Here is a 23686-nt window from a genome sequence, read left to right on the forward strand (position 1 = left end):
ATTTGTAGCGCGATTTGTTACAAATGTTGCTTTCTCTTTTGTCGTGTTGGATATTTTTGCTATCTTCGTCGCCGACAACCGCACACCTATGCAGAACGACAACAACATCACGCTCCTCGAACAGCAGATGGCCAACAATGAAGACATCTGTTGCTCCTGCGGCAATATCACTTCCTTCCCACAAGCCTTCTTCGACCGCTTCCACGTGACCGATGTCGGCATTATCGTATGTACTTCGGGCAGCTTCTCCTTCACTTGCGAAGGGGTGGAGTACCAGGTGGCTACGGGCGAGACGGCCTTCCTCTCCCACGGCGTCAGCTTCACCGTGACCCGCCACAGCACCGACTGCTCCGTGGTCATCATCCTCTATCGCGTCGACTCCATCCGCGACATCCTCGGCAACACGGTGGTGGGCATGAAGTTCATGGAGTTTGTCAACCCCAAGCCTTGCCGCGTGATGCACACCGGACATGAAGACGAGCTGACCCACTACTCCCAACTTCTGGCTGCGGGCAATGGCGATGCCAATGTGTTTGCCCTCAACGAGCGTCGCCTGCTTCTGCTCTCGCTTACCTACAGGCTGTGCAGCATCTTCCGCGCCCTTTCTACCGATGGCGACAACGAGCCCAGCCGCAAGCTCGAGACCTATATGCGCCTCATGCAGCTCATCGACAGCCATTATGCCGAGGAGAGGGGAGTGAGATACTATGCCGATAGGCTCTGTCTGTCCCCCAAATACCTTACCATGCTCGTCAAGTCGGTGTCAGGCAATACCGTGCAGCAGCTCGTGTTCAAGGCTATTACCAAGAAGGCGGTTTCGCTGATAACCACCACCGACAAGAGCATCAAGGAAATCGCCGACATTCTCAACTTCCCCAACGCCTCAGCCTTCGGCACTTTCTTCAAGAAGCAGGTGGGCATGTCGCCCATCAACTATCGGCAGAAGGGAGGCTGATATATCGGCAAAATGGCAACCTTGTTTCCAGACAGTCATCGCCGCTGTCAGTGCCAAGGCAAAGCCTTCAGAAGCAGCCATGGCTTTTTATCTTTTTATATCCTTACTGGTGGCGACCAGTGTCGGCTATATCTTTTTTATATAGCCGCTTTATTCGCTTAATGATAATCTTGATCCTGTTTGCAGTCCAGCTTATGGACTTGTAGACTGCATTTGCTGGCGCGTGACGGCCGTTACGTGCTTCCGTTTCGTTCGACGCGTGTCGCCAAAGGTGGTCAGCAGCTGCGTGGAGGTACCCTCCAGCGTCGCCGAGGTACCCTCCAGCGTCGTAAAGATGGTCAGCAGAGTAGGGGAGACGGTTGACAGGTCGAAGAACAGGGATGTTATGTGCGAGGGGTGCATTTGCGTTGTGGCTTCTACGGTCGTAAGGGAGTGGGCGGACATCTGCATCCGTCTGTCGCTGAAAGGAAAACATGGGAGTATAATTGAAGAAAACCAGCAGATGCCGGTTTTTGCTGATAGTGGGTCTTCTTATGGTAAGACCTGTCATTGTGTACAAAGTTACGGCTTTTATTGCATTTTTTATCATTTTCTTTAGAAAATTTTTGATTAATCTCATTTTATCTGCGCAAATGTTTAGCAAAAACCAAGTTGCCCTTTAATCTCCGCATTGATAATCATAATCTTACTCCAGAGTGTGGGTCTTACCATAAGAAGACCAGCTAAGAAGACAAAGATACAACGCCGCTAAAGAGGTGAGTATGCTGTGCGGGTAAGTTCCGCAGACTTAAGACGATTAGCCAACTTTATCTCCACTGGCGATATATCTACAGAATGATTTTATGCACAATGTCTTAGCAGATTTGGCCCTTTCATCCCAGGTGATGATGACCATCCAAGCAGACATAAAGTAGAAGAGAGTTTATGAAGCAGGATTGCACGAGTTCTCCATCTACAGCCGACGAAACCAAGCGCCTTCAACCACTTGAAAGCACCGCGTTTCCAGAGGGCACCCACCTTTCTGAGCCAGAAACACCATCTGGCCCAGCAATGAAGAAATGCGCCGAAGTGAAACCAACAACCGTCGGCTCGCGTCGCAAGAAAGATGCGACAGACACGACTTGCACGTCATGGAGCTACCTTTTTGTTCACAACCGCAAGGTCAAATCCATCGAACAGCAGCTCCAGCAAGACGGCATCCCTCATTTCGTTCACAAGACTATCAAATATCTGCCCCGTCGCAGCAACCATGGTGGTATGCGTCAGGTCGAGGCACCCTCGGTGAGCGGACTCATTTTCCTCCAAGGTTCTCCCCGTCAGCTCCAGGCCTATCTAGACGAGCATCTGCCCCTGCACAAGTTGTGCAAGAACTGCAGCACTGGCCGCGTAGCTACCATTCCTTGCAACCAGATGGAGCCTTTCATGCGCGTCTCTGAAACCGAGCCCGACAGGCTGCGCTTTCTCCTCCGTCCTTTTGTCTATTACGCCCAGAACCGCACCCTGCTGCGCATTGTCTCTGGCGACTATGCCGGCCTTGAAGGCTATGTCATCCGCATTGCCCGCGACCGCAGGTTGGTGATGGATGTCGGCGGCATGGCTGTGGCCATATCCAATGTCCACGCCGAGCGTTTCGAGGAAGTAGACAAAAACGGTGACGCCAAGAGCCGCGCCACCTTCTACAAACGCAATCTCCATGAGCGTCATGCCTTTATCGACAGCTTCTTCCATCAGGTGAAGACCGCCCAAGAGGTGGCGGCACAGACCGAGAACATCAAGATGCTCCTCCGTCAGACCCACGCCGATGTGCTCAGCAAGCGCCTTGACATCAAGGACGCCTTCTCCACCTTCTATTTCATGATAGAAGAGATTGGCTACTACTATGCCCCCTTTCTCGACTACGTCAAAGACGACCTCCAGCCCATCATCGACGCTGGCCGCAAGGTTATGCAGGAGATAGCCCGCATCGCCTCCACCTTCAAGGATGAAGACCAGCGCCAGCGCTATGAAGCCGAGTACGAAGAGCTACGCACCAACTATGGCTATGTGTTTGATTAAGGTGGGGCAAAGCAAGTATACCTTATATTATATAATAATGTGATAAACACGCCTGAGTAAATCCAACCCATAAAACTTTTATTTCACATTAATATATGCGTAATTTTGCAGACATACGTGTCGCCGTTGCCGGTACCGGCTACGTCGGCCTGAGTATAGCCACGCTGCTTTCGCAGCACCACCGTGTCACGGCAGTAGACGTGATACCCGAGAAGGTGGAGAAGATCAACAACCGTATATCACCCATCCAGGACGACTATATCGAGCGCTATCTGGCCGAGAAGCCGCTGCAGCTCACCGCCACTCTCGACGGCCGTCAGGCCTATGCCGACGCCGACTTCGTGGTCATCGCCGCCCCGACCAACTACGACCCCATAAAGAACTATTTTGACACCAGCCATGTCGAGGAAGTCATCGACCTGGTGCTGGAGGTCAATCCCGATGCCGTCATGGTCATCAAGTCCACCATCCCCGTAGGCTATACCCGCAGCCTCTACCTGAAGTACGCCCAGCGCGGCGTGAAGAAACTGAACCTGCTCTTCTCGCCCGAGTTCCTGCGCGAGAGCAAAGCCCTCTACGACAACCTCTATCCCAGCCGCATCATCGTGGGCTACCCCAAGATCATGTCGCATCCCGACTTTGCCGATGAGAACCGCGCTATCGAGTCGGTCACCGATGTGGAGATGCTCAAAGATGCCGCCCGCACCTTTGCCGCCCTCCTCCAGGAAGGCGCGCTCAAGTCCGATGTAGACACCCTCTTCATGGGCATGAAGGAAGCCGAGGCCGTGAAGCTCTTTGCCAACACCTACCTCGCCCTCCGCGTGAGCTACTTCAATGAACTTGATACTTACGCAGAAGTGAAAGGTATCGACTCAAAAGCCATCATTGAGGGCGTAGGTCTGGACCCCCGCATCGGCAGCCACTACAACAACCCCTCGTTCGGCTACGGCGGCTACTGCCTGCCCAAGGACACCAAGCAGCTGCTGGCCAACTACCAGGACGTGCCGCAGAACATGATGACCGCCATCGTGGAGTCCAACCGCACCCGCAAAGATTATATTGCGGATGCAGTGCTTCGAAAGGCAGGATGGTACGATTATTCAAGCAATAATCAATACGGAGCAGAACCAAACAATTGTGTAATCGGTGTATACCGTTTGACTATGAAGTCAAACTCCGACAACTTCCGTCAATCTGCTATTCAAGGCATTATGAAACGCATCAAGGCAAAAGGTGCAGAGGTTATCATTTACGAACCAACCCTTGAGGATGGCACAACATTCTTTGGTAGCAAGGTGGTCAACAATCTTGCTGAATTCAAGGCACAAAGTAAGGCCATCATCGCCAACCGCTTTGATGATTGCTTGAAAGACGTGGAAGATAAAGTATATACAAGAGATATCTTTAGAAGAGATTAAATACAAATTAAACTAAAATAAAATTATGAGCATTTTTGCAGGTAAAACCCTTATGATTACTGGTGGAACAGGTTCCTTCGGTAACGCAGTTTTGAATCGTTTTCTTCGTACAGACATAGGTGAGATTCGTATTTTCTCACGTGATGAGAAGAAGCAGGATGATATGCGCCATGAGTATCAGATGAAATATCCTGATGTTGCCCAGACAACGATAGATGGATTCAACGCCCTGATATACAACCTATAGGAATGCCTTGAAATTGAGAAATATTTTATTTGGTACACATTTGGTACGTATTTTTGTGGCTAAAATCCTTAATTTCCCGCTTGTTCTGCTTAAAATAGCCATGATTTCATGGTTTCACGCTCTTTTTGGGTACTCAACGTGTGTTGAGAAGGTTCGAATCCTTGTTGAGCGACAAATTGCTTAAATTGAAAACAAACAATAAAAATCATACAACTATGTCAGAAGAAAGAAAGACTATTTATTTGTGCCTCGCGCACCTTTCAGAGGATAGGCTTGAACAGAAATATGTTCAGGAAGCCTTTGACACTAATTGGGTTGTTCCCATGGGTCCAAATGTAACCGCTTTCGAGGAAGATCTTCGTAAGTTCGTAACAGGCAATGTAGAGTCTGCCGTTTATCAAGATTCTCGTTGGCCAGAGGCTACTGCAGCAGCTTGGAATCTCAATCCTGCCTTGAAGGACACAAAGGTTGTGTGTCTTTCGGCAGGTACAGCGGCCGTACATCTGGCTCTCCTCGCCTGTGGCGTGGGTCCTGGCGATGAGGTGTGCGTGCAGTCGTTCACTTTCTGTGCAAGCTCACACCCCATCACCTATCTTGGTGCTACACCCGTCTTCATAGACTCGGAGGCTGAGACCTGGAACATGGATCCGCAGCTTCTTGAAAAGGCTATCCTCGATCGTAAGGAGAAGACTGGCAAATATCCTAAGGCTATCGTGCCCGTTGCCCTCTATGGTATGCCCTACAAGATTGATGAGATTATGGCCATTGCGGACAAGTACGGCATTCCTGTTGTCGAAGATGCCGCCGAAGGTATGGGCTCACGCTTCAACGGTCAGGTACTTGGTACCTTTGGCAAGTTCGGAGTCCTCTCCTTCAACGGCAACAAGATGATCACAACCTCAGGTGGTGGAGCCCTCATCTGTCAGAATGCTGAGGATGCTCAGACCATCATGTGGTACGCAACTCAGGCACGCGATGCCTATCCCTACTACGAACATACTGCCATTGGCTACAACTACCGAATGTCCAACGTATGTGCAGGTATCGGCCGTGGGCAGATGACCGTTCTCAACGACCACATCGCCCACCACAAGCACGTACAGGAACTCTACAAGCAGCTCTTGAAGGATGTTCCTGGTATTACCCTCCACGAGCAGCCAGCTGATCCTCGATATGATGCCAACTTCTGGCTCTGTGCTGCCACCATCGATCCAGAAATCCGCATCAAGGGTCAGGAGAATGCCTACAAGGAAGTCATCAAGACAGCCGTAGGTGGAGCAGCCGGAGTCATCAAGGCCGTAGAAAGCGCCACCACCGACTGCCAGCCGAACGAGAATGTGGAAGCCCTCCGTGTCTTCATGCTCTCAAAGAAAGTTGAGTGCCGTCCAGTATGGAAGCCAATGCACTGTCAACCTGTTTACCGCAAGGGTTCACAGGTTGTGGGGCATGGGTCAGGAGTCATGGGTCAGGAGTATTCCGTTATAGAAGGCCCCAATATGGCAGCATACGTCAACCACGTTTCTGAGGACATATTCAAAGTCGGATTCTGCTTGCCAGCAGGACCTTATGTTTCAGACGAAGACGTTCGCTATATCGTAGATTGTATTCGCGAAGCTATTGTTGAATAAAGAGTCACGAACCAAGAGTCATGGGTCACGGGTAATGGCTCATGGGTCATGAGTCATGCTCTAATACATTCATTACCCATGTCCCTTGAAAAAAAGTTTATGAAACAAACAAAGTACACTCCAAAGTCAAGGAAGGCGCGAAAACTCGCACCTCTTATGACTGAGGAACAAAAGCAAAATGCTGGCATTTTGGATTTGAGTTTCGATTTTGCTTGTCGTATCACAAGACTCTATCAATACTTGACGGAAGACTCTTCCGACAAGGAGTTTGTGATGTCTAAGCAAGTGTATCGATCAGGGACGAGTATAGGTGCTAACACAAGAGAGGCCAAGCACGCCCAGTCAGATGCAGACTTTTTGAACAAATACAGTATTTCTTACAAAGAAGCAGATGAGACAGACTACTGGCTCAATCTACTTCATGCCAATGGTTATCTCACAGATGAAGCCTTCAACTCTTTGAATCACGATATGACTCGTATCCTCAAGGTACTTACAGCCATAGTCAAGAAACTCAAAGAAAAGATAAACAAAAAATAATCATGACCCATGACAAATCATGACCCATGACCCATCATGACCCATGACTCATGACCCATTACCCATAAAGGGCTTCTGCCTGCCAGCAGGACCATACGTTTCAGACGATGATGTTCGCTACATTGTTGATTGCATCAAAGAAGCTATCGTAAAATAAGAATCTAGATAATTGATCAGAAATAAGGTTAGTTGGTGCACAGGTGGTCTGCTTTGGTTCTTTATTCGGACTTATCGGGGGATTTGTCCGAGATGAGGTCTTTGAGAATCAATCCTGATAGGGTTCAATACCCTCACCAACTTCAAGTAAATGAGCGTAATTCCAAATCCACATTTGAGAATTACCGAATGCGCCATGAAGTCAATCTCTTGATTAACTTCAAACATATCACACCATACAATTATGGAATTACGAAAAAGCAAAACGCGCCCTCGACCATTTGCAAGCAGAACGTCAGGCGCAAAACGACAGGCTTCAGCTTGCAGCCGATGCCAAACATAAGCTCAATGCAGCCCTTCACACACAGTTGCCTATCAGCAACAGAGTGTTCCGCGCTAATTAGGTAACTCGCCACTGCTCCTTTGTGCTCGCAGAGGCTCAAATATCAAAAATAATGTCAACTCCAAGGTTTATTAAGAAAGCAACTCCAGTACCAAGCATCTCTATGGATGTTATGGCAAGGCTGGAAACGATATTCAATGATAAGCAATGGAACATCGATAGGACAAGTCAAATATCATTGTATGATAGATACTGCAATACTCTCATGAAGTTCACGGAAGAGGAACAACAACTGCTTCTTGAACTCACAGAGAGGTTCTTGAAAATAGATCTTAGCGAGTACGTTGGCTATTTCGAGAAATTGTTAAATGACATCCAAAACGACAATCCTGGTTCTACATTGATCCTTGCTCCATGCATACCAGAAGAAGAGGCTGGAAAAACAAAAAGTTCAAGTGTTGCTCTGTATACGATGAAATCTACCCACTATAATCATGCTGTAAAGTGTGGTATAGAACCAAGCGACATCAAGAATATACTTCCAGTAATCAACCAGAACACTACCATTGTTTTAGTGGACGATTTCATTGGAACAGGAGATACGGCTTTGAATTCTATTAAATATGCACAAAGCATCTTGCCTCAAGGCTTTCCTATCCGGAACATCAAAGTAATGGCTATCGTCACTATGGAAACTGGGAAGATTGCAATTGAAAACATTGGAGTAAGAGTATACTCAGAAGTATCGTCTTGAACAGCACATGCTGCGAGTCAAAGGTTTGCCTGCATGGATTGCGAAACCAGAACATTATGTCCGTCACTTATATGGAAAAATAAACTACGTTCTCCAGATTAACCCGAAAGACAAAGAATTTCAATTATACAAGGAATTGTTAAGAGGAAAATATGGAGAAATGTTATAAAAACAACAACCGAATAGCAAATAATAACCTCTCATTAGAAATCTTTATTCTTCGAGTGCTCATACTCTCAGGCACTTCGTGGAATACTCATATTTTCTCATGCGAGGATAGCGACTCTTGGAGTATCAGGAAACCGCACATCCCTGATAATCGGTTCTTGGACGAGCCAAGCGTCACCCACAAGGGGATGCTGAGCGCAATTCCGATGGTCGCACAAATTATAAATAATAGTTTTATGTCAGACAATACATCAAACAAGGATGTGATCAATTTAGATTACTTCAGCTGAAACAAGGCAGAATGCCTTAAAGGCTTATTAGCTATATTGGTGCTTGTACATCACATCTATCAGAAAGCACATTTGTTCGAGGAATATCCCTTCATAGATTACTTGCTTAAGTATCTAGGATACTATTGTGTAAGCGGGTTCTTCTTTATTTCTGGATACGGTTTGTATAGTTCCTTAAAACGCAATCGGGGGGGTATTTATGTGAATATCAGAAGAAAAGAGTCCTACCGATATTCGTCATCAATGCGATGTTAGTTATCGTCTATATGATTCAAAAATTAGCTCTTGGCCTTGACGCTACTGTTTCCAATGTAGCACTTTCTTTCATTTATGGAGGCGACATAATTGACAATGGATGGTTCCTTCTAGTGATAATTCTACTATATGAAATCTTTTATCTGTCAGCAAAATATGCAAGACAAAGAGTGTGTGAATCCGTACTCTTGCTAACAGTTTTGTACATGGCAGTTGCACTTGTTGCTGGTATGTCATTGTGGTGGTACGTCACCTGTACGGCATTCCCGATTGGTATATACTTCAGTAAATATAAGACACAAGTGGATAGCTTTATCTCTTCTAAGTATGAATATGTATCATCCATTTTGGCTTTGGTGTTCGTACTTACATTATATGTAGGTTATAGCATAAATGCCAATGGAACAATATTATACAATATAGTAGAGCATAAGTTCTTGTGCAATCTGATTCTAACACCCATCCATTGCCTCTTCTTTCTCTGCATGATAATTGTGCTGATGATGAAGAAATCCCCCGAAAGCAGGACATTACAATGGTTTTCTACTATATACCTTGAGATTTATGTTCTGCAAGGGCTTGTATTCAACTCTTTTAATAATCCGATGTGGAACATGGAGAGTAGATACTTGTTTGCGTTTTTATCATTCATATTAACAATCCTATTGGCAAGATTGTGTCATCCTACTTTTGTCACAATAATGTCCAATGTTAAAGCAAAATAGTTTAATGTCAGACAATCAATCAAATAACAAACGAATAGCGAGGAATACAACATTCCTTTATATAAGGATGTTTGTAGCCCTCATTATAAATCTTTTCACAGCACGTGTGCTTCTAAATGCACTTGGTGTTGAAGATTATGGTATCTACAATGTAGTGGCAGGTTTTGTCTCGCTTTTTGGATTTTTAAACGCAACCCTTTCTTCCAGTGTGCAACGATTTTATAACTATGAGGGTACACAGAAAGGTGCAGAGGGCTTTCAGAATATATATGTGACAGCTCTCCTTACTCATGCCACTATTGCTGCGATAATCTTTGTCCTGTTAGAAACATTTGGAGTTTGGTATGTAAATAGTATCATGGTTGTTTCTAATGGACGTCTCTTTGCCGCCAACATCCTTTTCCAGACCTCTACATTATCAATGATTCTTATGATGATGCAGATACCATACTCTGGTGCCGTAATGGCAAAAGAGCACATGGATTTTTTTGCCATTATAAGTATTACAGACGTTGTACTGAAATTGATTATTGCCTTAGTTGTTGCGTATGCTGAATATGACAATCTAATAATTTATGCAATCTTGTTGGCTATAGTATCAATCCTAGATATAATTGCATATATATGGTATTGTAAGAAACATTTCTTAGAAATGAAATTAAGAAGGTACTTTGATAGGGTGGTCTTCAAGAACATGCTTGCGTTCTCAGGTTGGAATCTTATCGGAACATTTGCCTTTATGCTTAAGGGGCAAGGTGTAAATATGCTTCTAAATTTCTTCTTTGGCCCGGTTATCAATGCTGCACGTGGTATCGCCTATCAAGTAAATGGCGCAATTGGTGGTTTTTCTGGTAATATATATACTGCTTTTGGCCCACAGTTGGTTCAGTCTTACGCGAATGGAGATTATTCCCGCACTCAACGGATTATGTTCACAGAGTCTAAGGTGTGTTTTTCGCTAATCGCACTACTGATTACTCCTGTCATTTTTGAAATTGACATACTCCTTCATCTTTGGCTAGGAGAATCAGTACCTGAGCATACCCCTGTATTTGCAATACTAGTTTTAGTAGACACACTTATATGCACACTTAATACCCCATGTACGCAGGTAGTTCAAGCTACAGGAAAAATTAAAGAGTACCAAATTGGGGCAACCATTGTGAATTTATGCCTTGTACCCTTTTGTTGGATTCTTTTGCAAGTAGGTATGGCTGCCGAAAGCGCTTTTATTGCTGTTATCATCTTTTCTTGTTTGAATCAATTTGTTTGCATTTGTTTGGTTAATAAGCAATTCAAAATCGGAATAAGTGCGTATGTAAACCAGATTGTAATTCGTTGCTTAGCCTTAGTGCTATTGGCTCCTATTGTTCCTTTTGCAATTACTTATTTGATGCCGCCATCATTTTTGAGACTCGTAATGGTCGCGGTATTTTCGATATGTTATACTGTATGTCTAATATATTTAATTATGTTCGACAAACAAGAACGAACATTCATGTTGAATATTGTTAAATCTAAAATATACAAGTAATTATATGCCCAAAATATCAGTTGTAATCCCAGTTTATGGGGTGGAAAAATATATTGAAAGGTGTGCACGAAGTCTGTTTGAGCAGACATTAGACGAGATAGAATTCATCTTTGTGGACGATTGTACGCCAGATCGCTCCATGGAGATATTGTCGCAAATAATTGAAGAATATCGACTCCGCTTTGCGGAGATGAATTATGTGGTGCGAACTGAGAAGATGCCTACGAACAGCGGGCAAGCCGCTGTTCGTAGGCATGGGTTACAGTTGTGTACAGGTGACTTTATTATACATTGTGACAGTGATGACTGGATTGATAAAGATATGTATCGACAATTGTATAATAAGGCGATTGACGAACAGTCTGATGTTGTTGTTTGCGATTATTATATACATGACGGATCAAACGGAACCAGAATCAAAGCATTTGAAGCAAAACCTACTACTTTTGTGTTGAAGCAAGTTATGTACATGAAGTATTCTTGGGCCGTATGGAATAAACTCGTTAGATCAGAACTTTACAAAGGCTTAAAATACCCAACAGGAACAATGGGAGAAGATTTGGCATTGATTGTACCTATTCTTTATCTGTCTCTTAAAACGTCTTATATTAATAGCCCCTTATATTACTATTTTTATAATCGAGAGTCGGTGACGAAACGAAAAGATTCCGATTCTATGCAACGGTCATTTTTGCAATTTAAATCAAATACAGATATTGTTTTGGAGTTCTTCGCTAAACAGAACGATAGGGATATATACAAAAAGGCATTAAATTGGATTATGTACTCGGTCAAAACTTGGATAAGTACAACTTCTAATAAGAGAAAAGAACAATGGCATAATACATATCCCAACGTAGAATATAAGGTACTTTTAGACAGAGAAATAAATATTAAGACAAAATTAGTTGTTTTAATGTCGACCATAAAGCGAATTTTTTAGTTATGAAAAAAAGAAATATTTCTTACTTGTGGGTCTGCGTATTATTATACTTGTATACAATGTTGGCATATTCTCCATTGGAATTTCAAGCTCTATACACGCTTGTGCCAGCAGCCTTTGGTCTCTCGATTATAGCTTCAGATAACAAGTATAATGTTTATATGAAGTTACTGTTCTGCCTTTATGGCTGGATTCTTCTTTCATGGACATCTGCTAAGTATACTGATTTGGCGACGGCTCAACTACACCAAATATTAGGCTGCATCTTATTTACCGTGCCTGTCTATCATTTGGCAAAAAAACATAAATATGTATATTGGGCGTACGGCATGTGGGTTTTGTTCTATGTAGTTTGTGTTAGATTTGCAATGAATAACATTATGTCTATTTCATTTAATTTTGCAGACGAGCGATTGAGTCAAGAATCTGGAGGTTTAGATGGTAATCACTTTTCACAATATACTGTGTTCCTTACTTTTATATTATTCATATTCGGCGAGTTTTGCGATAATCTTAAGTATAAAAAATATTTAATATTTTCGTTCTGGTTAATAATCCCGATAACATTTTATGTATCAATTGTGACAGCTTCAAGACAGGTATTATTAATCGGTGTGCCTCTCATAGCATCACTTCTATATATCAGATATTTAAAAGGTAGCTCTACAAGAAACAAGACACAATTCTTATTAATTGCCTCTGTTTTAGCTCTTATGCTGTTTGCTAGATTTGCATCAACCTACGAAAACAGTTATCTTGCTCAAAGAAATCAGGAAAGTATAGAGGAAGATACACGCCTTACGTTGCTGAAGAATTCTTTTGAAGTAGGATGGGAGAATCCGTTCTTAGGAGTGGGACCTGGCAACTTTTGTAAATACTCCTTTAATGGATATAATGCAGCTCATAATTCTTTTGGTGAAATTTTTGCAAACTCTGGTTTCCCCGCATTGATCATATATGTTGCTATGCTTTGGATATTTATCAACCGACAAAGAAAGCGGTATAGATATAGTCAAGATAAAAGGTATCTAATGTTTTTGATATTCGGTTTGTTTTATACAATTGATAATTTCTTTATGTCATTTCATACCTCACCGAGACTTATCTGTTTTTTTATATTATTGGCAACCCATGCAGAATTATATTATAAAGAAGAAATGAACAAAAAATACTTAATAAAATGAGAATTCTATTAGCAACTACAATTTATACTCTTAACGGTGGTGGTATTGCTTCTTATAATAATGAAGTGCGAGCCGAATTGTCTACCGGCAATTGTTTTGATTTAATGACTATAGAAAACGTTACAGAGATGGTCGGATTTCAAAAGGTATACTCAGTGCCCCAATTACAATTGTCTGGGTTCTCTGAATACAAGAGGCTTGCAGATGAAATAAATAGCGCAAATTACGACATCATTATAAATAGTGATTCGGAAGTGATAACCATACTTGCGCCTTTTCTTGAGGCTCGCATTGTAACCATAAGCCATACGTTTAATAATATGCCTGCAATAGAGGCTGGTTATAATCACAAATATGTTAATAAGGTGATTGCATTGTCAGATGCAGGAAGACATTTTATTAATAATTATTTCAACATCACCGACAAGAACAAAGTAACATACATTTACAATTTTGTTCAACACGAGGTTGATAATAATGCGAGTATCAAATCTAAAAGAGATTGCCTAAATATCGTATTTCCTGGTGGCGCATCGATGATGAAATATCCGGAAATGGTTCTTGGGGCTGTAAACATGCTCTTAAAAACTGATTTAAACTTCAGATTCTACTGGTTAGGCAATTTAGTATTACCACTATCAGGAATCTCTAAACCAAAGACTATCAATCAGCTTGCAAAACAAGACGAACGTTTGACGTTTACGGGGCGAATACCTCGCGAAGAAGCCCAACAACTTTATGATGATGCAAACATCTTCCTTCTCCCTTCAAGAGCAGAGGGGTGTCCAATGTCGTTAATGGAGGCAATGTGTTCGGGATGTATTCCTGTGGTAGGAAGTGCGAAACATGTATGTAGAGAAATTCTGGACGATGGTAATTTTGGCGTAATTGTCAAGCATGGTTCTTCAAAATCGCTTTTCGATTCATTAGAGGATATAATAAGAAATCATGAGAAGTATGTATATAACTACAATAAGACATACGAGTATTCCAAGAATCAACTTGCTGCAAACGTTTGGAAAGGTAAAATGGAAATCGCAATCAAAAGCGCAATGGATTCTTCCAAAATATATATTCCATTTACCAAGTCAGCTTTCCGCAAGTCCTATTATGGTTTCAAATATCATGCAAACAAACTCCAACTTAAAGAACGCTGGTTAAGTATTAAGGGTTTGTTGACGTTTAACTATATGTATTACTTTAAAAAACCATGATTAAAAAGATTATTGGATATATAGGTCTAAGGATGTGTAATATTCTTCCGACTAATGGGTCTATGATAAATTTAGGTCAGCAAAGAATCAGAGCCTTCTTTGGTAAGCTGTTTCTTTCGGAATGTGGTAAGTATGTCAACATTCAAAAAAATACAAGTTTTTCTCATACTTGTAAATTAGGCGATTATTCTGGCATTGGTGCTGGCTCTAATTTATTTGGTACAGTCATTATTGGAAAGTATGTTATGATGGGTCGAAATTGTACCATACATACTCAGAACCACGAATTTTCGAGAACCGATATACCTATGTGTCAACAAGGTCCTAGACCTGCAAAGCCTGTCATTATAAAAGATGATGTGTGGATTGGCGACAATGTAACTATTCTTCCAGGTGTGACAATCGGGAATGGGACGATACTCGGTGCGTCAGCTGTTGTTGCAAAAGACGTTCCTGATTTTGCTATTGTGGGTGGCAATCCCGCTAAAATACTGAAATATCGCAATGAAAAGAATTAGAATCAAGTTTGTTGATTTCGCAACAGATTTTAACCCCGAAGATAATGAGTTTACTAACATCCTTAGGGAAAAATACGATGTAGAGATAGTAGATACGAATCCAGAGTATGTGTTCCACTCTAGTTTCGGTAGCAATTATTTGAAGTACGATTGTATTAGAATCTTCTATACAGGAGAATGCATTACACCAGATTTTAATCTGACCGACTATGCATTGGCTTTTGATCGCATTACACTTGGTGACAGGTATCTTAGAATGCCGCTTTACAGACTTTTCCAATATAGGAAGAAGTATGATATGCTATTCGATAGACCAAACTTTGACAGTATTGATAAATCAAAGGAATTCTGCAACTTTGTTGTTTCAAATTGTTTCGCGGATGATATACGTTTGAAGATATACGAGGCTTTATCAAGGTATAAAAAGGTAAACTCAGGTGGTCGATTTCGCAACAATGTAGGTGGTCCAGTACCCGATAAATTTGAATTTCAGCGTAAGCATAAATTCTCAATTGCTTTTGAAAATGGCGTCTATGATGGATATGCTACCGAGAAAATTGTTGATGCATTTGCAGCAGGTACAGTACCTATTTATTTAGGGGATCCACGTATTCATCTGGACTTTAACGAAAATTCTTTTATTAATGGACATCGTTTTGGTAGTTTAGAGGATATTGTAAAAAGAGTTGAGCAGCTTGACAATGATGATGAGAAGTATCTAGAGATGCTTAATGCAAATCCGATAATTGAAGATCAAAGATCAAATGATGATTTAAGATCGTTCCTCTTTAACATTTTTGATCAAGATAAAGAAAGCGCAAAAAGAAGACCTAATTCAAGTTTCTCGAAAGACCAAGAAGCATTTATTAGACGATATATGAAAATTGATCGCGCAGTATTTAGACGAATTAGATTGGTAAAAAAGAAATTGTACCGAATTGTAAATAAAGCAAATTAAATGAGATTACTTTATAAATTTATACAAGCTTACTTGCAGTACGTAACCACACCCCTCAATAAAATATTGCTTAAACTAAGTAATTGTGATTATGGAAAGAATTTTCACACAAGGGGAATGCTTACCGTACTAAATTATGCAGGCTCTGGTGGAATTAAGATAGGGAATGACGTAAACATTAACTCCTCAAAATATGCTAATTCCCTTGTTGGTTCATCTTGTACTTTATTAAAGACTAATGGAAGTGGGAGAATTCGTATCGGCAATAATGTTGGAATTTCAAACTCTGTAATCATTTCCGCATCTTCAATAACAATTAAGGATAACGTAACGATTGGCGCAGGTGTTAAGATATATGATACTGATTTTCATCCAATGGACGCCTACGCAAGACAGCATGGAAACTATGGAACCAAAAGCTCGGAAGTTGTAATTGAAGAGGATGCTTTTATTGGAACTATGAGCATAATTCTCAAAGGAGTAAGAATAGGAAAAGGCTCTGTTGTTGGTGCTGGTTCTTTAGTTACAAAAAGTATCCCGGATGGCGAGATATGGGGAGGAAATCCATCACGATTCTTAAAGAAATTATAAGTATATGCAAATATCAGTTATAATACCCACCTATAAACCTCAGAGCTATCTAATAGACTGTCTAAATTCACTGGCAATACAGTCAATTGGCGTCGAAAACTTCGAGATTGTCCTGGTCTTAAATGGGTGTAAAGAGCCTTATGACTCGTTTATAAAAGATTGGATTAAAGATAATCCTACAATAAATATAAACTATATACAAACCGATAAGCCTGGTGTCTCGAATGCCAGAAACATTGCCCTAGACGAGGCTCGTGGTGAATTTATCTGCTTCATCGATGATGATGATTATGTATCTAAAACTTATCTTCAAGAATTACATGATCAGGCCTCGATAGCATGCATATCACTTTGTCACCCATCAGCGTTTTGGCATGGTGGCGGAATTAAGGACGAGTATCGTATAGAAAAAGAGTATTATCGAGGAAAACGCTTGAATATAAATACGTTATTGGGTGCAAAAAAGTTCTTTGCGGGACCTTGTATGAAGCTTCTTCATAGAGACATTATAGGCGACAAACGCTTTAATACTGCATTTAAAACAGGCGAAGACTCACTGTTTATGTTTTCTATATCTGATAAGATTAACAAGGTTTCCTTTACATCAGAAAATGCTATATATTATCGGCGATATCGGGAAGGAAGCGCTACAACAAGCAATCGATCAAGAAGAGAAAAAATATTAAATTCGCTAAGAGCAATAAGGGAGTACATACTTATTAACAGAAAAGGTAATTATCCATTCGTATTCTTTATAACAAGATTGCTTGCAGAAGTAAAATGTATATTCATGGACACATTAGGAATAAAGCGATAATATGAACGCGACAAAAGTCATAATATGGGGTATTGACGATGTTAATACCTTGGGATTGGTTCGTGAAGTTGGAGAAATCGGGATAGATTTTCTGTTTCTCCTAAAAGGATCAAAAGCAGCTGCGGCAAGGAGTAAGTACGTTAAAAACTTGCATCAGGTATCATCAAACGAAGAAGCCTTAGGGTATCTTACGAGTACCTTTAACGGGTATGAATTTAAGCCTGTCATTATAACTTCGGGTGATGGTACGACTGTATTCATTGATCAACATAAAGAAGAGTTAGAAAAACTATTTGTAATTCCCGGCACTGGCATTAAGGGTCTTGCTGAAAAATACACAGACAAGAACAATATGACAAAACTGGCTATTGAAGTCGGCATCAAGTGTCCGGAATCAAGATATGTACAGTGGGATTCCTCTATTGATGGAGTTAAGTATCCATGTTTCATAAAGCCAAGTCATCAGAAGCCTGGACATTATAATGAGTTCAAATTCAAAATTTGTAATAATGATGAAGAACTAAAGTACACCCTCTCAAATGCTCGCCATGAGTCGGAATTTATATTGCAAGACTACATTAAGAGCGAGTATGAAGTAGTTGTATTTGGCTCAAGGATGATGGATGGTGCGACTCGTATCGCAGGTGCTATCGTTCGTGACCGATTGGCTGTAGGTATTTCGGGGCACGGAATGGTAACCCCCAATATTCCTTCGTGTATTGATGCCTCTAAGATTGCTACATATCTCGAAAAAATAGACTACAAAGGCTTGTTCGGGTTTGAGTATGGTGTAATGGATAGTGAGGCATATTTTTATGAAGTTAACCTTCGGAACGATGGAACCGCCCATTGTTTCTACAATGCAGGATCGAAACTTACCGAGGCTTATATCTTGAGTTGTATGGGCAAAGATTATGGCCATTTACAGATAGAGGTGACAGAGGAAAAATGGTTTATAGATGAACTATACGACTATGGCAATGTTTTGGAGGGTAAGATTACAAGAAAGCAATGGAAGAAAGATATGAAGGAAGCCACCATTATGCGTTATTATGACTCAAATGATGTGGCTCCATATAATTATCTGAAGAAGAGGAAATGGATTAACATTGCCAAGTATATTCTGTTGGGTAAATATCGTCAACAGATTGTGGCAGTATTGGATAAATTAGGATTAAAGAAATGAAGCAAATATATCTGATGTATCATGATGTGTATCGGGAATCGCTTCAGGAAAGTGGTTTTGATACCAATGGTGCCAATCATTATAAGATCACAGAAAGTCAGTTTATAGAGCAACTCGAATTATTGTTGGCTTTTGTGCGTGATAATAGATTGCGAAAAGAGGATGTAATTTTAACTTTTGACGATGGTGGCATCTCATTCTCAGAGGTAATCATGCCTTTGCTTGACAAGTATGGATTCAATGGACATTTCTACATCTCATCCGATTATATAGGCACAAAGGGTTTCATGACATCGGATGACATAAAGCGTTTAGCCGATGGAGGTCATATAATAGGATCTCATTCATGCTCACACCCCAGTAATTTGAGTTCAATGAAAAAGGATGAACGGGATAGGGAATGGAGAGAATCAGTCGAGAAATTGAATTCAATTACTGGAAGCCAAACAAACGAAGTTTCGATCCCAAACGGCTACTTCACAAAAGAAGACGTAGCACAATTTAAGAGTTTAGGCATTGATACCATATATACTTCAACCATAGGAGAAAAAAAGATTGTCGATGACGTGTCTGTAATGGGAAGAATCGCTATAGATGCAAATACTACAATAGATGATTTTAAACAGCTAATCGAAGGTGGATGGCTTCTAAAGAAGCTTGTTGTCAGACAGGCTATATTGCAAGCCATTAAATCCATATTAGGTAATAACTACATTGCGATTAAGAAAACTGTTCGCAAGTGGATTCGTTAAATAAAATCGTAAGAACAATGTATTTTGTATATAAAGATTGGGATGACTTCTGTAGTGAGTTGTCTCTTAAAGGGTATCATAGCGTAACAGCTGCCTCGTTGTTACAGGCGGCAAATCATGGAAATGCTGTTCCAAGTCGTTTTATCAACTTGAAGCATGATGTTGAGTCAACTCCCTCAAAAGCCCTGGATTTGGCAAAGATCGAGAATAAGCATGGACATTGTGCAACCTACTATGTGCAGGCTTATTTGATGACAGAAGAGAACAAGTCAATATTTGACCAAATTAAAGAGTTGGGTCATGAGGTTACATATCATCATGATGTCATGGATGGAGCGAAAGGCGACTTGAATAAAGCTGTATCTATTTTTAGTCAGAACGTGAATAAGTTCGAGAATTTTGGCTTTCCAATAATTACAGTTTGTCAACATGGAAATCCTATGTCAGACTTTGAGAATAGAGACTTCTTCAAGAGTGACCTTGTACAAAATCTGTTTCCTCAACTGGCAGATATAATGGTCGATTTCATGAACAAGATTCATCAAAAGTACGTCTATATTTCTGATGTGGGTATGAGTTTTAAGATTGTAAAGGATCCTCTCAACCCAATAAGCGAAAGTGAAGAACCTTATATCGATCTTAGAGACTGGAAGGGTGTAATCAAAGAATTGGACGCAAATCCTAATAAATCTTATATAATTAGTGCGCACCCACATCGCTATAATGCCAGCAAAGCGAAAGCAGTTGTGAAGATAAGCCTATTTAAGTGCATTCGAGCAATAGCTAAAGTGGTTTTCAAAATTCCTGGCGCAAAGAAGCTTTTATTTAGGTTTAACTTTATTTCAAAGAAACTATAATGGATCAGAAGAAATCAGTTCGTGACGTACAGGATAAGATTCTGGAGGTCATGAAATACATAGACAAGGTATGTCGCGAGAACAATATAACCTATTTCATCATGGGCGGTACAGCCCTTGGTGCGGTACGTCATGGGGGTTTCATTCCTTGGGATGATGACTTGGATATCTTTATGACACCTGCGGAATATGAGAAGTTCAAGGCTGCAATGGCTGCTGATGGCAATGAGAAATTTATGTTGCAGGAGTGGCGTACGGTCAAGAAGCATTTGGAATATGCCAAGGTGCGCATGAATGGAACCACCTTCATTGAGGAGAGTTTCAAGGATCGCAAGGACTTGCACCAGGGTATTTATGTCGATATCATGATGCTGCACAAAGTACCAGAGTCGAACTTCATGCAGAAGTTGGTGTACTATGAATCGAAGTTCGTAACGCTCTATGCCCTCACACAGCGTAACTGGAAACCCAAGTCAAGTGGTCAGGCTCTCGTGTGCAATCTGCTGAAGGTGCTCCCATGCCAGTTGATAGCTCGCATGTGTTACAACCGTATCTATAAGTACGAGGATATGAAGGAAGGCTTCAAGTGGTGCTATTGGATTACACCAGCCAAGTTCCGTTCTGGACTCTTCGACACGAGTTTCTTTGAGGAACCTGTGGATGTGCCTTTCGAAGATACGGTTCTTTATGGCTCAAAACATATCAAGGAATATCTCAAGTATCGCTATGGGGACTACATGAAGTTGCCTTCTGAGGAGCAGCAAAAGGCTGCTGTTCATGCAATGATATTTGATGTTGATAAAGACTACTCAGAGTATCTGAGTTAAGAGTGAAGACCGCTTCGCTAAAGACCGCTGGCGCGTAAGAGGTTTTATATAAAATTGATATAATATGAGAGACTTTAGGAAATTTGACTTTTGGGAAGATGGTATCAGTTTTAGCGTTAAAATAAATAAGTTAACAAGTTCTTTCCCTATAGAAGAGCGTTTCGCTTTAGCTGATCAGTTAAGAAGAAGCGCGTCTTCTATACCTTCTAATATAGCAGAGGGAGCAGGTCGAGGGACGATTGCAGATTTCTCTCATTTCATGGATGTTGCTATCGGATCTTCATACGAAGCGGAAACGCAACTGATAATAGCCCAAAGGTCTGGTTATATTCGAGAAAAAGAAACCGAACCGCTTATTGCTGATTTACAATCATTGCAAAGGCGCATTGTTGCTTTTAAGAAATCTTTACACAGAAAGTGACCGCTTTGCTTAAGACAGAAGACCGCTTCGCTTAAGACAGAAGACCGCTTCGCTTAAGACAGTTGACTGAAGACGAAAGACGGAAGAGGGAAAACGAAAGACCGCTTCGCGTAAGATGGGTGGTCTTTAGCGTCAGCGGTCATGGTTCTTAAGTCAAAAGTTCTTTAGCCGCAGGCGGTCTTTAGCGGTAGCGGTCAAAATTCATCAGTCAAAATAATCTTTAGCCGCAGGCGGTCTTTAGCGTCAGCGGTCTTAAATCATAACTCAAAATGAAGAAATATAAAATCGGCTACACCACTGGTGTATATGATATGTTCCATATCGGGCATCTGAATATCTTAAGACGCGCCAAGGAACAGTGTGAAACCCTCGTTGTGGGTGTTACAACAGACGATCTCTGCTATAAGCGTAAGCAGAAGTACCCCATCATCAACGAGCAGGAGCGAATGGCTATTGTTGAGGCTATACGCTATGTAGATAAGGTAGTACCCCAGGCAGATATGGAGAAGATCCGTCCTGTAAAGGAACTCGGTGCGGATGCCGTCTTCGTAGGCTCTGACTGGAAAGGTACAGACGCATGGAATCAGTATGAAAAAGAATTTGCTGCAGTAGGATGTACGGTAGTTTATCTGGATCATACGGATGGGATCAGTAGTAGTATATTGAGGGAGAAACTTAATAAATGAAAAGCTTATGTCATTATCTAATGTAATAAAACAAAAGCTGAGCCATTATATTAAGGTTTGGAGATACAGACATTATCCTTACGTTTCTCGATATTCAAGGCTTGAGAGAGGATGCAAGGTATATAATCCCAAAAACCTCATAATGGCCGACGAAACCTACATTAATGCAGGAGGAATCGTTATGAACTCCAGGGCCAAACTAATTATGAAAAGAGGTTCTGGAGCAGCAATTGGTTTGTTAGCTATTACTGGTAATCACATGTCAATTCCTGGTATGAGAATAATAGACGTGACAAATGCTGTTAAAGACAAGTATGATGTTAATCATGAGTATGACAAAGATATAGTCGTAAACGAAGACGTATGGATTGGTGCTCGAGTTACTCTGCTGGCAGGCGTTAATGTGGGACGCGGTTCAATAATTGCGGCAGGAGCTGTTGTAAACAGAGATGTTCCGCCTTATTCGGTTGTAGGAGGTGTGCCTGCTAAGGTTATATCCTATAGGTTTAATTTAGAAGAAATCAAAAAACACGAGGAGTCGTTATATCCTATAGAGGACCGGTTAGAATGGTCAAGTATTGAAAATGGGTATACTGCCTATAAGAATTCAAAGAAGTAAGCGTCATTGAACGGTTCTACGATGATGAGGGCAACTAGACCTATATTGTGGTGATGATGGCTGGCTGTGACTGCCCTAGTGTTGTGATGAGCAAGGTCGTTATCACTCGCTGCCGGCTACGGTTGAGATCGGTGTCGTATTTGAAGCCAACGTTCATATATATCACCCTTTCAAAAACTGATGATATTTTGGAGGATTTGAAATAATAAATCATATCGAAATGAATACAAATTTTACTGTGGCGATGTCTGTGTATAAGAACGACAACCCAGAAGATTTTAAGACTGCGGTGCATAGTATCTATGACAAGCAGACGGTGCGTCCGTCGGAGATTGTGTTGGTGGAGGATGGGCCTATTCCGGCTGAACTGGAGGCTGTGGTGAAGGAACTGCAGAATGAGATAGCAGTGATGAAGGTGGTGCCTTTCGAGGTGAACCGTGGTCATGCTGCTGCCCGTCAGGGTGGACTGGAGGCTGCCAGCAATGAGTTGGTGGCTATTATGGATGCTGACGATGTGGCTGTGCCTAACCGCTTCGAGATGCAGTTGAAGGCTTTTGAGGAGCACCCAGAGGCAACGGTAGTGGGTGGTAACATCAACGAGTTTATCCACGAGACTTCAAACGTGGTGGGTAGTCGCATTGTGCCCGAGAAAGATGAGGACATCAAGGACTACTTGAAGAGTCGTTGTCCGCTGAACCTTGTTACAGTGATGTATAAGAAGACGAAGGTGCAGGAGGTTGGTGGCTTCATCGACTGGTATTGCGAGGAAGATTACTATCTGTGGATTCGTCTGGCATTGGCTGGTCATAAGTTCTACAACGTGCAGGAGAACTTTGTGGATGTGCGCGTGGGCGAAGAAATGTATCAGCGCAGAGGTGGCATGAAGTACTTTAAGAGCGAGGCCAAGTTGCAGAATTATATGTGGAAACATGGATTGATTGGTTTCCCAAAATATATGTATAATACTGCCATCCGCTTTGCCGTACAGGTAGCTATGCCGAACTGGCTGAGAGGTTGGGTGTTCCAGAAATTTGCAAGAAGTTAA

22 protein-coding genes and 2 pseudogenes are annotated in these 23686 nt (G+C 41.6%); all 24 read left to right on the forward strand.

The genetic code is table 11. The features are described 5' to 3' along the window. Nucleotides 1-43: 43 nt before the first annotated feature. Complete coding sequence (locus tag CIK87_RS10735) at nt 44-955, forward strand: AraC family transcriptional regulator (protein WP_144008191.1); 912 nt, start codon at nt 44-46, stop codon at nt 953-955. A gap of 1050 nt (nt 956-2005) precedes the next feature. Then, on the forward strand, nt 2006-3010 hold the full coding sequence (locus CIK87_RS10745) for a hypothetical protein (RefSeq protein WP_094387162.1): 1005 nt from the start codon (nt 2006-2008) through the stop codon (nt 3008-3010). A gap of 95 nt (nt 3011-3105) precedes the next feature. Next, nucleotides 3106-4428, forward strand: a complete 1323-nt coding sequence (locus CIK87_RS10750) for a nucleotide sugar dehydrogenase (RefSeq protein ID WP_094387163.1) — start codon at nt 3106-3108, stop codon at nt 4426-4428. A 31-nt stretch (nt 4429-4459) separates the two neighbouring features. Continuing rightward, nucleotides 4460-4630, forward strand: a pseudogene (locus CIK87_RS10755) (polysaccharide biosynthesis protein); the annotation flags it as partial. Between the two features lie 260 nt (nt 4631-4890). Next, a complete protein-coding gene (locus CIK87_RS10760) occupies nt 4891-6303 on the forward strand; it encodes a DegT/DnrJ/EryC1/StrS aminotransferase family protein (RefSeq protein ID WP_094387164.1) in 1413 nt (470 codons plus the stop codon). 99 nt (nt 6304-6402) lie between these two features. Further along, nucleotides 6403-6843, forward strand: a complete 441-nt coding sequence (locus tag CIK87_RS10765; RefSeq protein WP_371327119.1) for a four helix bundle protein — start codon at nt 6403-6405, stop codon at nt 6841-6843. Nucleotides 6844-7454: 611 nt separating this feature from the next. Continuing rightward, nucleotides 7455-8096: a phosphoribosyltransferase gene (locus CIK87_RS10770; RefSeq protein WP_094387165.1), complete on the forward strand. Its 642-nt coding sequence runs from the start codon at nt 7455-7457 to the stop codon at nt 8094-8096. 479 nt (nt 8097-8575) lie between these two features. Beyond that, a pseudogene (locus CIK87_RS14850) lies at nt 8576-8809 on the forward strand (hypothetical protein); the annotation flags it as partial. Nucleotides 8810-9601: 792 nt separating this feature from the next. After that, nucleotides 9602-11068, forward strand: coding sequence for a hypothetical protein (locus tag CIK87_RS10785; RefSeq protein ID WP_144008192.1), 1467 nt, complete (start codon nt 9602-9604; stop codon nt 11066-11068). Between the two features lie 4 nt (nt 11069-11072). Next, complete coding sequence (locus CIK87_RS10790) at nt 11073-12011, forward strand: glycosyltransferase family 2 protein (RefSeq protein WP_094387169.1); 939 nt, start codon at nt 11073-11075, stop codon at nt 12009-12011. 2 nt (nt 12012-12013) lie between these two features. After that, nucleotides 12014-13195, forward strand: a complete 1182-nt coding sequence (locus CIK87_RS10795) for an O-antigen ligase (protein ID WP_094387170.1) — start codon at nt 12014-12016, stop codon at nt 13193-13195. Further along, nucleotides 13192-14409 (forward strand): glycosyltransferase family 4 protein, encoded by a 1218-nt coding sequence (locus CIK87_RS10800; RefSeq protein ID WP_094387171.1) that lies wholly within the window; start codon nt 13192-13194, stop codon nt 14407-14409. Before CIK87_RS10795 ends, CIK87_RS10800 begins: the two co-directional genes overlap by 4 nt. After that, nucleotides 14406-14927: a CatB-related O-acetyltransferase gene (locus tag CIK87_RS10805; protein WP_094387172.1), complete on the forward strand. Its 522-nt coding sequence runs from the start codon at nt 14406-14408 to the stop codon at nt 14925-14927. Before CIK87_RS10800 ends, CIK87_RS10805 begins: the two co-directional genes overlap by 4 nt. Then, a complete protein-coding gene (locus tag CIK87_RS10810) occupies nt 14914-15885 on the forward strand; it encodes a glycosyltransferase family 10 domain-containing protein (protein ID WP_094387173.1) in 972 nt (323 codons plus the stop codon). Before CIK87_RS10805 ends, CIK87_RS10810 begins: the two co-directional genes overlap by 14 nt. Continuing rightward, nucleotides 15886-16476 (forward strand): DapH/DapD/GlmU-related protein, encoded by a 591-nt coding sequence (locus CIK87_RS10815; RefSeq protein ID WP_094387174.1) that lies wholly within the window; start codon nt 15886-15888, stop codon nt 16474-16476. It begins immediately after the preceding gene. 4 nt (nt 16477-16480) lie between these two features. Continuing rightward, entirely contained in the window at nt 16481-17293 is an 813-nt protein-coding gene (locus tag CIK87_RS10820; protein WP_094387175.1) for a glycosyltransferase family A protein, read from the forward strand. Nucleotide 17294: 1 nt separating this feature from the next. Next, nucleotides 17295-18479, forward strand: a complete 1185-nt coding sequence (locus CIK87_RS10825; protein WP_094387176.1) for an ATP-grasp domain-containing protein — start codon at nt 17295-17297, stop codon at nt 18477-18479. Beyond that, nucleotides 18476-19231, forward strand: a complete 756-nt coding sequence (locus CIK87_RS10830) for a polysaccharide deacetylase family protein (protein ID WP_094387177.1) — start codon at nt 18476-18478, stop codon at nt 19229-19231. The genes CIK87_RS10825 and CIK87_RS10830 overlap by 4 nt, the downstream gene beginning before the upstream one ends. 17 nt (nt 19232-19248) lie before the next feature. After that, a complete protein-coding gene (locus tag CIK87_RS10835) occupies nt 19249-20088 on the forward strand; it encodes a hypothetical protein (RefSeq protein ID WP_144008193.1) in 840 nt (279 codons plus the stop codon). After that, entirely contained in the window at nt 20088-20915 is an 828-nt protein-coding gene (locus tag CIK87_RS10840; protein ID WP_094387179.1) for a phosphorylcholine transferase LicD, read from the forward strand. Before CIK87_RS10835 ends, CIK87_RS10840 begins: the two co-directional genes overlap by 1 nt. 64 nt (nt 20916-20979) lie before the next feature. Continuing rightward, nucleotides 20980-21336, forward strand: coding sequence for a four helix bundle protein (locus CIK87_RS10845; RefSeq protein WP_094387180.1), 357 nt, complete (start codon nt 20980-20982; stop codon nt 21334-21336). 269 nt (nt 21337-21605) lie between these two features. Then, nucleotides 21606-22022 carry an adenylyltransferase/cytidyltransferase family protein gene (locus tag CIK87_RS10850; RefSeq protein WP_094387181.1) on the forward strand — a complete coding sequence of 139 codons (417 nt, stop codon included), beginning with the start codon at nt 21606-21608 and terminating at the stop codon, nt 22020-22022. A gap of 7 nt (nt 22023-22029) precedes the next feature. Then, nucleotides 22030-22641, forward strand: coding sequence for a hypothetical protein (locus CIK87_RS14770; RefSeq protein WP_094387182.1), 612 nt, complete (start codon nt 22030-22032; stop codon nt 22639-22641). 220 nt (nt 22642-22861) lie between these two features. Next, a complete protein-coding gene (locus tag CIK87_RS10860; RefSeq protein WP_094387183.1) occupies nt 22862-23686 on the forward strand; it encodes a glycosyltransferase in 825 nt (274 codons plus the stop codon).

The sequence above is a fragment of the Prevotella sp. P5-64 genome (assembly GCF_002251285.1).
Lineage (GTDB): Bacteria > Bacteroidota > Bacteroidia > Bacteroidales > Bacteroidaceae > Prevotella.